The 12,480-nt window shown below is 51.6% G+C and carries 12 protein-coding genes and 1 tRNA gene; 7 read left to right on the top strand and 6 right to left on the bottom strand.

Annotation, left to right across the window (positions count from 1 at the left end; all coding sequences use genetic code 11):
* Positions 1–31: 31 nt before the first annotated feature.
* The 5 genes from ACLD4K_RS14900 to trmB all read right to left on the bottom strand — a co-directional run bounded on the left by ACLD4K_RS14900 (position 32) and on the right by trmB (position 4,222).
* Positions 32–1,039: a DUF1202 family protein gene (locus ACLD4K_RS14900; protein WP_411012075.1), complete on the bottom strand. Its 1,008-nt coding sequence runs from the start codon at positions 1,037–1,039 to the stop codon at positions 32–34.
* 132 nt (positions 1,040–1,171) lie between these two features.
* The gene (gene ansB, locus ACLD4K_RS14895; RefSeq protein WP_000394189.1) at positions 1,172–2,218 is read right to left on the bottom strand and encodes an L-asparaginase 2; all 1,047 of its coding nucleotides are present in this window, start codon (positions 2,216–2,218) and stop codon (positions 1,172–1,174) included.
* 189 nt (positions 2,219–2,407) lie between these two features.
* A complete protein-coding gene (locus ACLD4K_RS14890; protein ID WP_411012074.1) occupies positions 2,408–3,127 on the bottom strand; it encodes a DUF2884 domain-containing protein in 720 nt (239 codons plus the stop codon).
* Between the two features lie 49 nt (positions 3,128–3,176).
* Positions 3,177–3,503, bottom strand: coding sequence for a YggL family protein (locus ACLD4K_RS14885; RefSeq protein ID WP_001107574.1), 327 nt, complete (start codon positions 3,501–3,503; stop codon positions 3,177–3,179).
* The gene (gene trmB / locus ACLD4K_RS14880) at positions 3,503–4,222 is read right to left on the bottom strand and encodes a tRNA (guanosine(46)-N7)-methyltransferase TrmB (RefSeq protein ID WP_183059941.1); all 720 of its coding nucleotides are present in this window, start codon (positions 4,220–4,222) and stop codon (positions 3,503–3,505) included. The genes ACLD4K_RS14885 and trmB overlap by 1 nt, the downstream gene beginning before the upstream one ends.
* A 154-nt stretch (positions 4,223–4,376) precedes the next feature.
* On the opposite strand from trmB, the gene mutY reads away from it, so the two are divergent.
* From mutY to ACLD4K_RS14860, 4 genes are all read left to right on the top strand, one after another.
* Positions 4,377–5,429: an A/G-specific adenine glycosylase gene (gene mutY, locus ACLD4K_RS14875; protein WP_001148959.1), complete on the top strand. Its 1,053-nt coding sequence runs from the start codon at positions 4,377–4,379 to the stop codon at positions 5,427–5,429.
* 27 nt (positions 5,430–5,456) lie between these two features.
* Positions 5,457–5,732 carry an oxidative damage protection protein gene (locus tag ACLD4K_RS14870; RefSeq protein WP_000091706.1) on the top strand — a complete coding sequence of 92 codons (276 nt, stop codon included), beginning with the start codon at positions 5,457–5,459 and terminating at the stop codon, positions 5,730–5,732.
* A 112-nt stretch (positions 5,733–5,844) separates the two neighbouring features.
* Positions 5,845–6,930, top strand: coding sequence for a membrane-bound lytic murein transglycosylase MltC (mltC, locus tag ACLD4K_RS14865; protein WP_183059942.1), 1,086 nt, complete (start codon positions 5,845–5,847; stop codon positions 6,928–6,930).
* A gap of 216 nt (positions 6,931–7,146) precedes the next feature.
* Positions 7,147–8,403, top strand: a complete 1,257-nt coding sequence (locus ACLD4K_RS14860) for a nucleoside permease (RefSeq protein ID WP_001049803.1) — start codon at positions 7,147–7,149, stop codon at positions 8,401–8,403.
* A 61-nt stretch (positions 8,404–8,464) separates the two neighbouring features.
* Here ACLD4K_RS14860 and ACLD4K_RS14855 read toward each other — a convergent pair whose 3' ends face one another.
* On the bottom strand, positions 8,465–10,600 hold the full coding sequence (locus tag ACLD4K_RS14855; RefSeq protein ID WP_411012073.1) for an ornithine decarboxylase: 2,136 nt from the start codon (positions 10,598–10,600) through the stop codon (positions 8,465–8,467).
* 424 nt (positions 10,601–11,024) lie between these two features.
* Here ACLD4K_RS14855 and ACLD4K_RS14850 point away from each other — a divergent pair, with 424 nt between their 5' ends.
* The 3 genes from ACLD4K_RS14850 to ACLD4K_RS14840 form a co-directional block, all read left to right on the top strand.
* Positions 11,025–11,732 carry a DUF554 domain-containing protein gene (locus tag ACLD4K_RS14850; RefSeq protein ID WP_411012072.1) on the top strand — a complete coding sequence of 236 codons (708 nt, stop codon included), beginning with the start codon at positions 11,025–11,027 and terminating at the stop codon, positions 11,730–11,732.
* Positions 11,733–11,837: 105 nt separating this feature from the next.
* A tRNA-Phe gene (locus ACLD4K_RS14845) sits at positions 11,838–11,913 on the top strand.
* Between the two features lie 162 nt (positions 11,914–12,075).
* The coding region (locus tag ACLD4K_RS14840) for an Arm DNA-binding domain-containing protein (protein ID WP_411012071.1) at positions 12,076–12,480 on the top strand (405 nt) is incomplete at its 3' end.

Below are 12,480 nucleotides of genomic sequence, written 5' to 3'. Positions count from 1 at the left end.
TGTGGCGGTTAATGCGCCGCCGGCAAGCACATTATTTAATAACCCCTTTACGACGTAAATCGTCCGTATCTTTTTTCCAGCGCTCGTAACCGTCATTAATATCCATGATTTTCATGCGGATATCACTCTGTTGCATCTGAAGTTTCTGTACCGCTATATTCAGCGGATATTGTCCTTTCTCTAACGTTATCCAGTCATTCTGCGCTTTTCGACGCAGCTCTTCTGATTTCAAAAATACCTGCCGCCGTTGCTCGTGTATGTCTAAATCTCTTTTCTGCTGAATAGCCGCTTCATTGCACGGCTCACTCTGCTTACGGCACGCGTCTAATGCCGGTTGATAGACCTCTTTTTCGTATTTCTCGGCATATACGCTGCTATCGTTGGCTTTTACATAATCATCGCGCTCTTTTAACGTCTTTTTAAACGCCTCGGCGCGGGTCAACGGTTTCCCATCAGCGCCTTTTCCCCAATACGCGTCCGCTTCTTTTTTAGCTGCCGCTATTTTCTTATCCAGGGCAGAGAGTTGTTCTTCAAGACCGGGGATCGACGCTTTCTGCGCACGCCAGGAGGCTTCAATGTTGCCAAACCGATAGTTAAAGTCATCACTGTTGACGATCAGGTATTTATCATTCGTTTTAATGTCGTCAATAGCCCGGCCCTGATCGCTGGCTGCCATTTGTAATGAGTAATAGCTCACCGTCCAGCCAGAGGCTGGCGTCCCTTTGCTGGTTAACATGGCAGAAAATTTAACGGGACGATCTTTGGTCCAGGTTTTTTCAACAAAATAATAATCCGCCGCCATACCAACGCCGGTATACATATCTTCACGGGAAGAAATATCCCCTTCGGCAGACCAGGTGGCCTGATTGCCCGTCGAATCAAGATTTTTTAAGGTAATGGAATCCAGTTTAAGTATGCCGTGGTACTGCTTACTAAACTGTTCTTTTAAGATGTTATCGGAGGGTTGAGCAACCTCTGCCCAACTATAGCCTGAAATCAGGACAAACAGCGCTGCGCCAGCAATCCATTGTCGAACCACTTGTGGACCTCCCGTCCAGAAACATGACGCCCACGATTATCATAACCAGGATGATAATTAGCAAGGTAATAGTGTTGGTTGTGCGAGAGGTCTTCCAAAGATAGCCCCGGCCTTCCGACCGGGGCATTATCTTTAATACTGATTAAACATCGTCTGGATCTGTTTTGGATCTTTAGTCTGGGTTAACGCCAGTTGCAGTAAGACACGCGCTTTTTGCGGGTTCAGCGTGCCGGAGGCGACAAAGCCGTATTTTGCATCGTCAACTTCCGCATCCTGCGTGGTTGCGCCAGTCGGCACACGTGAAGAACGCACCACTACCGTACCGTTGTGCGCGGCGGTCGCCAGGGTATCAAAGACCGTTTTATACAGGTTGCCGTTACCCACGCCTGCGCTCACGATCCCGTCATAACCCGCGTCTACCAGCGCTTTTGCCGGCAGATCGGACGCATTCGCATAGTTATAAACGATACCGACTTTCGGCAATGCGGTCAGCTTCGACACGTCGAACGGGGTGGAGGTGGTATGTTTACGCTCTGGCGTACGCTGGTAGTCAATTTTACCGTTGTGGATATAACCCAGCGGGCCGTAGTTAACCGCTTTAAACGTCGCCACGTCAGTCGTATTGGTCTTAGTGACGTCGCGTCCGTCCATGACGGTATCATTCATTACCACCAGCACGCCGCGATTGGCAGACTGTTTATCAGCCGCTGTTACTACCGCATTATAGAGGTTGAACGGGCCATCTGCGCTCATTGACGTGGAAGGACGCATCGCGCCGACCAGTACCACCGGTTTATTGCATTTCACAGTCAGATCGAGGAAATAAGCGGTCTCTTCCATCGTATCAGTACCGTGGGTGATCACGAAACCGTCGGTGCTGTCGCACTCGGTATTGATTTTTTTCGCCAGCGTGAGCCAGACTTCATCGTTCATATCCTGCGAGCCAATGTTAACGACCTGCTCGCCTTTCACTACCGCAATGTCCTTCAATTGAGGAACGGCATCCACCAGATTTTCGACGCCGACTTTACCTGCCGTATAATTTGATTTTGTTGCTGAATCACCGCCACCAGCGATCGTTCCGCCGGTCGCTAAGATGGTGATATTCGGTAAAGCGAACGCTGCGCCGCTGAAACCCATTACCAGAGCAGCTAATGCCGTTTTCCTGAAAAACTCCATGTTATATCTCCAGTTATGTCAACTGGTCGCATTATCCCTATATTGCAGACGAATAATGTGACGCCATACAATTAACCAGAGATATACATCCGACAGAGAGTATTTTTTTAGAGATGGATAACAAAATACAGGAAAAAACAGAATAAAAAGGCGCAGATACGATCTACGCCATTGTTTAAAAAGGAAAGATTACTTCAGGCTGCCAACCAGCGCTTTGCGGCTATCTTCTAAGGTCACTACGCGGCTACAGACATCTTTGCCAAACTGCTGGAAATCTTTCTCCTGGTTTTTCCATTCGTTCTGGATAGCGGTTTGCAAACCGCCGAGGCTGCCCATCACACCCTGTAAAGGATTGCCGCCGCCTTTAAGCACCGCTTTGGCGCCCATTTCGTTAATGCTGTCCTGCAAAATACCGCCCATCGCCTGATTCACCAACTGCTGACCGTCGGCACGCACCTGGTCGATAGCCTTATAGTGGAACGTCAGGCCGTCCGTACGATGTTCGATAATACGGTTCATTTGCGCTTTTAATTGCGCATCAAGCTTCGTCAGACGGCTACGCATGTTGCTGCTTTCGCCTACCTCTTTAGCGATGATTTTATCCAGCGCCACGCGGCCTTTTTCGACGCGCGATCGGGCGCCCTCATCAATCCACGGCAGCGCGCTTCGCAGTTCCGCCTGGTAATCTTTCGCCTGCTCGCGCTGCGCGGCGCTAAGGGTGTACTGCTTACCGTTGTACATCACATTGCCGTCCGGCGTGATCATCAGGTTGCCGTTTTCACCTTTCACCTGCACCGTTTGTGGACTCAGGATCACATCGTCACGCGGCGTGACGCTGCATTTGTAATCTGCATGAGCGGCCATCGCCGTCAACGTTAGCACTGCCGCCAGCAGCGTTTTGCGCATCATAACTTTCCCTCAAGACAAAGCGGGCCGGCATTTGCCGACCCTGTACTCATTAGTCCCACCAAACGTCGAAAAGTTCGCTGGTTCGGACTTCTTCAAGGTTGCGCGCTTCCAGCCACTTACGCACAATCGCCTGATGTTCTTCGGTACATTTACCGATTTCCTGCATACAAATCAGCCCTTCCCAGGCCAGGTAGCCGCTGCCGTCAAACGCCAGTTTATTGGGCTCAATAACGTCATTAATAAAGTCATCGACAGTCTTATCGACCTGCTCTTCAGATGTACCTTCCGGAAAACGCCATGCCACCGAAAATCCTAATTCCTGGAATTCGTCAATGTGCATTTTTTTACGCAGACGACGACTACGGTTCTTTGCCATTATTTCACCCTCTCGAACATTAAGTCCCATACGCCATGACCAAGACGATGGCCACGTTGTTCAAATTTCGTTACCGGGCGCGATTCCGGGCGCGGTACATAATCATTGCTCTCTGACAGATTTTTGTACCCGTCGATAGAAGACATGACTTCAAGCATGTGTTCCGCATACGCTTCCCAGTCGGTCGCCATATGGAAAACGCCGCCCAATTTCAGCTTGCTCAATACCAGTTCAGCAAACGGCACCTGAACGATACGGCGTTTATTATGACGCGCTTTATGCCACGGGTCAGGGAAAAAGAGCTGAACCATCGATAAAGAATTGTCAGGAATCATTTTATGCAACACTTCTACCGCGTCGTGGCACATGACGCGCAGGTTTTTAACGCCCTCTTCATGAGCGGACGCCAGACACGCGCCGACACCGGGTGAATGCACTTCAATGCCGAGGAAATTCTGCTCCGGGCGCGCTTTCGCCATCGCCACGAGAGACGCCCCCATGCCAAAACCAATCTCCAGCGTCACCGGCGCTTCGCGACCAAACAACGTGGCGAAATCTACCGGCGCTTCGCTGAACTCGACGCCCATCACCGGCCAGTAGTTTTCCAGCGCGTGCTCTTGCCCCTTTGTCAGTCGCCCCTGGCGACGAACAAAACTACGAATACGGCGCAGCGGGCGACCGTTTTCATCAAATTCCGGTGAAATGACGTCGTTTTTCATAAAAGTGTAGTCTGCTGTGTTTGAGTTCTGAAAACGGGCATTATCCAAAGTTAGTTGCCGGATGCAAGCATGAAGCGCACTGCGGAAAGTTCCGGTTTACACCCTGCGGCCTCTGTGCTGCAATCTTGCCCCCGGCAATAATGAATGAGTTTCCATGCAAGCGTCTCAATTTTCAGCCCAGGTTCTGGACTGGTACGACAAATACGGGCGGAAAACGCTGCCCTGGCAAATTAACAAGACGCCTTACAAAGTATGGCTCTCGGAAGTCATGTTGCAACAAACGCAGGTGACGACGGTGATTCCTTACTTTGAGCGATTTATGGCGCGCTTTCCGACGGTAACGGATTTAGCGAATGCGCCGCTGGATGAAGTGCTCCATTTATGGACCGGGCTCGGCTATTACGCCCGCGCGCGTAATTTGCATAAAGCGGCGCAACAGGTAGCGACGCTTCACGGAGGAGAATTCCCGCAAACTTTTGCCGAAATCGCCGCGCTACCCGGCGTCGGACGTTCAACCGCCGGCGCAATTCTCTCCCTCGCGTTAGGTAAACATTATCCGATTCTTGATGGAAACGTTAAACGTGTGCTGGCTCGCTGTTATGCTGTTAGCGGCTGGCCTGGAAAAAAAGAGGTGGAGAATACGCTGTGGACGTTGAGCGAGCAAGTGACGCCCGCACGCGGCGTGGAGCGTTTTAATCAGGCGATGATGGATCTGGGCGCGATGGTTTGTACGCGTTCAAAGCCCAAGTGCACTCTGTGTCCGCTACAAAACGGTTGTATCGCCGCTGCGCATGAAAGCTGGTCACGCTATCCGGGCAAGAAACCGAAACAGACGTTGCCGGAGCGGACGGGTTACTTTTTATTGTTACAGCATAATCAGGAGATTTTCCTGGCGCAGCGCCCTCCCAGCGGTTTATGGGGCGGACTCTACTGCTTTCCGCAGTTCGCCAGCGAAGATGAATTACGTGAATGGCTGGCGCAACGGCATGTTAACGCTGATAATTTGACCCAGCTTAATGCGTTTCGCCATACATTTAGCCATTTCCACCTGGATATTGTGCCTATGTGGCTTCCCGTGTCGTCACTGGACGCCTGCATGGATGAAGGCAGCGCGCTCTGGTATAACTTAGCGCAACCGCCGTCAGTCGGACTGGCGGCCCCCGTGGAGCGCTTGTTACAGCAGTTACGTACCGGAGCGCCAGTTTAACGCCCCGGTCGATGAAGAGGATGACTTATGAGCAGAACGATTTTTTGTACTTACCTGCAACGCGACGCTGAAGGGCAAGATTTTCAGCTCTACCCTGGCGAACTGGGAAAACGTATCTATAACGAGATCTCTAAGGACGCGTGGGCGCAGTGGCAGCATAAGCAGACCATGTTGATTAACGAGAAAAAGCTCAACATGATGAACGCCGAGCACCGTAAGCTGCTGGAACAGGAGATGGTGAGCTTCCTGTTCGAAGGCAAAGACGTTCATATCGAAGGTTATACGCCGGAAGATAAAAAATAGGCCCGTTGCTGAATGACGCTGCGCTTATTCGGCCTGTGAATTATGCCGGATAAGCCCTTAGCGCCGCTGCCCGGCAACATGGCATAACGACAACACAACATGCACTCCCGGAATGATGAAAAAATTACTCGCGCTTGCTGTTATTGCGCCGTTGCTCATCTCCTGCTCCAGTTCGACCAAAAAAGGCGAGACGTATAATGAAGCCTGGGTCAAGGATACCAACGGCTTTGATATTTTGATGGGGCAATTTGCCAACAATATTGAAAATCTGTGGGGATATAAGGAAGTCCTGATCGCCGGGCCGAAAGACTACGTCAAATATACCGATCAGTTCCAGACCCGCAGCCACATCAACTTTGATGATGGGACCATTACCGTTGAAACCATCGCAGGGACGGAACCTACCGCACATCTGCGCCGGGCCATTATTAAAACGTTGCTCATGGGTGACGACCCAACCTCCGTCGATCTTTACTCCGATGTCGATGACATAAAAATTTCTAAAGAACCCTTCCTGTATGGTCAGGTCCTCGACAATACCGGTCAGCCTATTCGCTGGGAAGGCCGCGCCACGACATTCGCGGATTACTTGCTGAAAACGCGGCTCAAAAGCCGCAGTAACGGCCTGCGTATTATTTACAGCGTCACCATTAATCTGGTGCCGAACCACCTTGATAAACGCGCGCATAAATACATTGGCATGGTACGCCAGGCCTCCCGTAAATACGGCGTTGACGAGTCGCTGATTCTGGCGATTATGCAAACGGAGTCCTCGTTTAACCCGTATGCGGTCAGCCATGCGGATGCGCTGGGCCTGATGCAGGTGGTGCAACACAGCGCTGGGAAAGATGTTTTCCGTTCTCAGGGTAAGTCCGGCACGCCAGGTCGTAACTTCCTGTTCGACCCCGCCAGCAATATCGATACCGGCACAGCGTATCTGGCGATGTTAAATAATGTCTATCTGAGCGGTATTGAGAATCCGACGTCGCGGCGCTATGCGGTCATTACCGCCTACAATGGCGGCGCAGGCAGCGTATTACGCGTATTCTCGAACGATAAGATTCAGGCTGCGAATATGATTAACCGCATGTCGCCGGGGGATGTGTACCAGATATTAACCACCCGGCATCCATCTGCGGAGTCGCGCCGCTATCTGTATAAGGTGAATTCCGCCCAGCGATCGTATCGCCGCCGATAAACCATCGCATCCCGTCTCTGGCCGGCAAATGACAGAGGCGGGAAAGACAAAAGTGTTAACTCCGTCACCCTTTTGCTTTGCAATCAGAAATTGTTTGCAAATATTTGTCACAGGTAACAAAAAAAGCCCGCCTCTCATTGATAGAATCACACCAAATCACAACGGCAAATGTGCCTTTTAAAACATTCATCCGCTCTCAGGTGTGAGGAAATTAACATGAATCTTAAGCTGCAGCTTAAAATACTCTCTTTTCTGCAGTTCTGTCTGTGGGGAAGCTGGCTCACTACCCTGGGCTCGTATATGTTCGTCACCTTAAAATTTGACGGCGCATCTATTGGCGCAGTTTATAGTTCACTGGGGATTGCCGCCGTCTTTATGCCGACCTTGCTAGGCATTGTGGCTGACAAATGGCTGAGTGCGAAATGGGTCTATGCCCTGTGTCATGTTGTCGGCGCCATCACGCTATTCATGGCCGCGGAAGTCACTACGCCTGGGGCGATGTTCTTTGTGATCCTGCTTAACTCGTTGGCCTATATGCCGACGTTGGGCTTGATCAATACCATATCGTATTACCGCCTGCAGTCTGCCGGCATGGATATTGTGACTGACTTTCCGCCTATCCGTATCTGGGGCACCATTGGCTTTATTCTGGCGATGTGGGGCGTGAGTTTCTCCGGTTTCGAGCTGAGCCATATGCAGCTTTATATCGGCGCGACGCTTTCCGTTCTGCTGGTACTGTTTACCTTTACCCTGCCGCACATTCCGGTGGCGAACCAACAGAAAAACCAGAGCTGGACATCAATGCTGGGCCTTGACGCTTTTGCGCTGTTTAAAAATAAGCGGATGGCGATTTTCTTCATCTTCTCCATGATGCTGGGCGCGGAACTGCAGATCACCAACATGTTTGGCAACACCTTCCTGCATAGCTTTGATAAAGATCCGCTATTCGCCAGTAGCTTTATCGTGCAGCACGCCTCGGTGATGATGTCGATTTCGCAGATTTCTGAAACGTTATTCATCCTGACCATTCCGTTCTTCCTGAGCCGTTATGGTATTAAGAACGTTATGCTTATCAGTATTGTGGCGTGGATGCTGCGTTTCGGCCTGTTCGCTTATGGCGACCCGACGCCGTTCGGTACCGTTCTGCTGGTACTGTCGATGATTGTGTACGGCTGCGCCTTCGACTTCTTCAACATTTCTGGCTCGGTGTTTGTCGAAAAAGAAGTACGCCCGGAAATCCGCGCCAGCGCGCAGGGGATGTTCCTGATGATGACCAATGGCTTCGGCTGTATCCTGGGCGGCATTGTGAGCGGTAAAGTGGTGGAGTATTACACTCAAAACGGCATTACCGACTGGCAGACCGTGTGGCTCATCTTCGCAGGCTACTCGCTGGTGCTGGCCTTTGCGTTCGTAGCCTTGTTCAAATACAAACACGTTCGCGTTCCGGCAGGTTCGCAACCCGTTGCACATTAATTCTTGCCCTGTTTCGCAGGCCGGATAAGGCGTAAATGCCTTATCCGGCCTGCAGACAACGTTACTTTAAAACATATCCGTACAAGCGTTGAATTCCATCGGCATCGGTCTCGCTATATACCCCCTGCAATTCCGGCGAAAAACCGGGCAACAGATTGATGCCCTCTTCCAGCGCCAAAAAATAACGCTGCGCCGCGCCGCCCCAAATCTCCCCCGGCACCACGCACAGTACGCCCGGCGGGTATGGCAATGCCCCCTCGGCAGCAATACGCCCGCCCGCCTCGCTGATACGCACCAGCTCTACATCGCCGCGAATAAAGGCGCTGTTGGCGTCCTGTGGGTTCATCGCCACATGCGGCAGGCTTTCTTTGCGGAACATCGCTTTTTGCAGATCCTTAACGTCAAAGCTAACGTACAGGTTGTGCATCTCCTGACATAGCTCACGCAGGGTGTAATCGCGGTAGCGCACCGGGTATTTCTGAAAAACCGTCGGCAATACATCCGCAAGCGGCGTATCGTCTTCAATGTGTCGTTCAAATTGCGCCAGTATCGCGACCAGCCGCGCCAGTTTCTCTTCGCTCTCGGCGGGTGTCAGCAAGAATAGAATCGAGTTGAGATCGCACTTCTCAGGCACAATACCGTTCTCACGCAGATAGTGGGCGAGAATGGTCGCCGGGATGCCGAATTCGGTGTACTGCCCACTATCGGCATCAATACCTGGCGTGGTCAGTAACAGTTTACAGGGGTCGACAAAATACTGGTCATCCGCATAACCCTCAAAGCCATGCCATTTCGCCCCAGGTTCAAAACTGAAGAAACGACGATTGCTGGCAATGGTCTCCGTCGGATATGCCTGCCACGGCTTGCCGTCAACCTCCAGTGGAATAAAGGGCTGAAGCAGTTTGCAACGGGCGAGAATGGCTTTACGCGCGTCAATGCCCAGCGCAACGCACTCCGCCCACAGGCGGCGACCGCTCTCCCCTTCGTGGATTTTGGCATTGATATCCAGCGCCGCAAACAGCGGGTAGAACGGACTGGTCGAGGCGTGCAACATGAAGGCGTTGTTCAGGCGTTTGTGCGGGCAAAAACGCGCCTGGTCGCGAATATGGTTATCTTTTTTGTGGATCTGCGAGGTTTGTGAGAACCCCGCCTGTTGCTTATGTACCGATTGGGTCACAAAGATCCCTGGGTCGTTTTCATTAAGCTCCAGCCGCAACGGCGAGGTATCCGCCATCATATTGATAAACTGCTCATAGCCTACCCACGCGGAGTCAAACAGAATGTAATCGCAGAGATGCCCGATTTTATCCACCACCTGACGGGCGTTGTAAATAGTGCCGTCATAGGTACCCAGCTGAATGATCGCCAGGCGGAACGGACGCGATGCATCGGCGCTTTCCGGCATCACGTCACGAATCTGGTCGCGCAGGTACGTTTCATCAAAACAGTGCGCATCAATGCCACCGATAAAACCAAACGGGTTACGCGCCGCTTCAAGATAGACCGGCGTCGCCCCGGCCTGAATCAGGGCACCGTGGTGGTTGGATTTGTGATTATTACGATCAAACAGCACCAGATCGCCGCGCGTCAGCAGGGCGTTGGTGACCACTTTATTCGCCGCCGAAGTTCCATTCAGCACAAAGTAGGTTTTATCCGCATTAAACACTTTTGCCGCAAATTTCTGCGCGTGTTTGGCAGAACCTTCATGTATGAGCAGATCGCCAAGTTTCACATCGGCGTTACACATATCCGCACGAAACAGGTTTTCACCAAAAAAGTCATAAAAATGGCGGCCTGCGGGATGTTTTCTAAAAAACTCGCCATGCTGGTGCCCCGGGCAAGCAAAGGTACTATTCCCCATGTCGACATACTGGGTCAGGGTGTCATAAAAGGGCGGCAGAAGTTCCGCTTCGTAGCGACAGGCAGCGTTTTCCAGCTCCAGCCATTCCTGCGCGCTCCCACCTATTACCGCCGTAACGCCGACAGGCGCGCTGACGGGTTCATCCGTAAGCATAAACACCGGCAAGTGAAAACCGGTGCGTTCAAGCAACGCCAGAATACCGCTACGGCTGTCGGCAGTGGTAATGACGACTGCGGCCACATCGGTAAAGTCGGTACTGTCCAGCGCCACTACGTTTCGGTGGGTGGAGAGACGGGGGATGAGTTCACCGCTGGCGGCAATATTCATTGATTTCATAAGCGCAAATACCCGTTTCGGGAGTAGAGTAACCCCGGACAAGGCCGATGCCTTGCCCAACGAGATGCCGGGTCAAACTGGATACCAGCTCCGACCGCCAGACATCAGTAAAAACAGACTGTTTCTGATTTTACTGTTGTCCTGCAGTGAGCGTGCGCTGCCTTCACCGCATAGCGGGGACGACAAAAAAAAGGAAAGAAAGGGGCAAACCTCGCGCAGCCAGGCGACAGTGAAGACAATATAAAGGCGCTATGTTCATCCCAGCGAGCCCCATGCTGGCAGGAGAAATTTCGCGCAATCATGGCACCTTTCACCAGGCGGCGCAAGGTAAAATCAGCGCTCTATACGTCACAGATAATCAAGCTATTAACAGCTTAATCGCGTGATAATAAGGCAATTTGAAAGACAAATAACAGGAGTCATTGTGGTAATTGGACCTTTTATTAACGCTGGCGCAATTTTATTCGGCGGCGTTATTGGCGCGCTGTTAAGTCAGCGTCTGCCAGAACGGATTCGCGTCTCAATGACGTCTATTTTTGGTCTGTGCTCTCTGGGAATTGGCATTCTGCTGGTGATGAAATGCGCTAATCTTCCGGTGATGGTGCTGGCGACGCTGGTCGGCGCGCTTATCGGCGAGTTTTGTTTGCTGGAAAAAGGCATTAATGGCGCAGTCGCGAAAATCCAACAATTATTTATGGCATCGGGTAAGAAGCCGACACACGAGTCATTTATTCAAAGTTACGTCGCTATCATTGTACTTTTTTGCGCCAGCGGTACCGGTATTTTCGGCGCGATGCATGAAGGGATGACCGGCGATCCAAACATTTTGATCGCTAAATCTTTTCTGGATTTTTTCACTGCCATTATTTTCGCCTGTTCGCTTGGCATCGCCGTTTCGGTGATTTGCGCGCCGATGTTGATTATCCAGTTAACGCTTGCCGCCTGCGCCACTCTCATTCTTCCGCTGACCACGCCGGCAATGATGGGCGACTTTAGCGCTGTAGGCGGACTGCTGCTGGTGGCGACCGGCTTGCGTGTATGTGGAATCAAAATGTTTCCGGTAGTGAATATGCTCCCGGCGCTGTTGCTGGCGATGCCGATTTCCGCCGCATGGGCGATGTTTTTTGCCTGATTCTGCGTGCAATAACAACAAAGTGGTGATAGATTGTGCAGTCTACGTTGATTTGAAGAAATTTCGTTGACGAAACGAGGCGATTACGGTTTAATGCGCCCCGTTGCCCGGATAGCTCAGTCGGTAGAGCAGGGGATTGAAAATCCCCGTGTCCTTGGTTCGATTCCGAGTCCGGGCACCATATTTTTGTCCTGGGATGTCTCAGTAAGTCCGAGGACATATAAAAATCAGTAAGTTAAAGAGACCCGATGGTATCATTGAATGCCAGCGGGTCTTTTGACATCCATAGTTTTTGGGGGCTTAATTAGGGGTCTGTCGGTTCGATAAACTATGGAGCCCCACCATGCCTCTCTCCGATACCGCTATCCGCAACGCAAAACCTCTCGATAAACCTTACAAGCTTACCGATGCTCAAGGCCTGTACCTGTTGATTAAACCCAACGGCTCTAAACTCTGGCAACTCAAGTACCGTTTCGGCGGTAAAGAGAAAAAGCTGGCATTTGGTGCTTACCCTGTCGTTTCGCTGGCGAATGCCCGTAAGCTACGTGAAGAGGCTCGCGCCGTGCTCAGCGCAGGTGACGATCCGGGGGTAAAAAAGCAGCAGGAGAAGCAGGCAAAGAAAAGCGGTAATACCTTTGAAGAGATCGCCCGTAAATGGGTGGCAGGCAATATCCGTTGGACTGAGGCACACGCCGCCAAAGCCCTGCGCTCGCTTGAGCTGCACGTATTTCCACTGATTGGCAGGATC

It is taken from the genome of Salmonella sp. 741265055_HSA, from assembly GCF_046569525.1.
Classification (GTDB): Bacteria; Pseudomonadota; Gammaproteobacteria; order Enterobacterales; family Enterobacteriaceae; genus Salmonella; species Salmonella enterica.
This window is presented reverse-complemented; position numbering and strand designations above follow the sequence as displayed.

Excerpts from the sequence above, each read along its gene's own strand:
- mltC (WP_183059942.1), top strand. The coding sequence starts at position 5,845 with ATGATGAAAAAATTACTCGCGCTTGCTGTTATTGCGCCGTTGCTCATC.
- ansB (WP_000394189.1), bottom strand. The coding sequence starts at position 2,218 with ATGGAGTTTTTCAGGAAAACGGCATTAGCTGCTCTGGTAATGGGTTTC.
- ACLD4K_RS14860 (WP_001049803.1), top strand. The coding sequence starts at position 7,147 with ATGAATCTTAAGCTGCAGCTTAAAATACTCTCTTTTCTGCAGTTCTGT.
- ACLD4K_RS14885 (WP_001107574.1), bottom strand. The coding sequence starts at position 3,503 with ATGGCAAAGAACCGTAGTCGTCGTCTGCGTAAAAAAATGCACATTGAC.
- ACLD4K_RS14890 (WP_411012074.1), bottom strand. The coding sequence starts at position 3,127 with ATGATGCGCAAAACGCTGCTGGCGGCAGTGCTAACGTTGACGGCGATG.
- trmB (WP_183059941.1), bottom strand. The coding sequence starts at position 4,222 with ATGAAAAACGACGTCATTTCACCGGAATTTGATGAAAACGGTCGCCCG.
- mutY (WP_001148959.1), top strand. The coding sequence starts at position 4,377 with ATGCAAGCGTCTCAATTTTCAGCCCAGGTTCTGGACTGGTACGACAAA.
- ACLD4K_RS14870 (WP_000091706.1), top strand. The coding sequence starts at position 5,457 with ATGAGCAGAACGATTTTTTGTACTTACCTGCAACGCGACGCTGAAGGG.
- ACLD4K_RS14855 (WP_411012073.1), bottom strand. The coding sequence starts at position 10,600 with ATGAAATCAATGAATATTGCCGCCAGCGGTGAACTCATCCCCCGTCTC.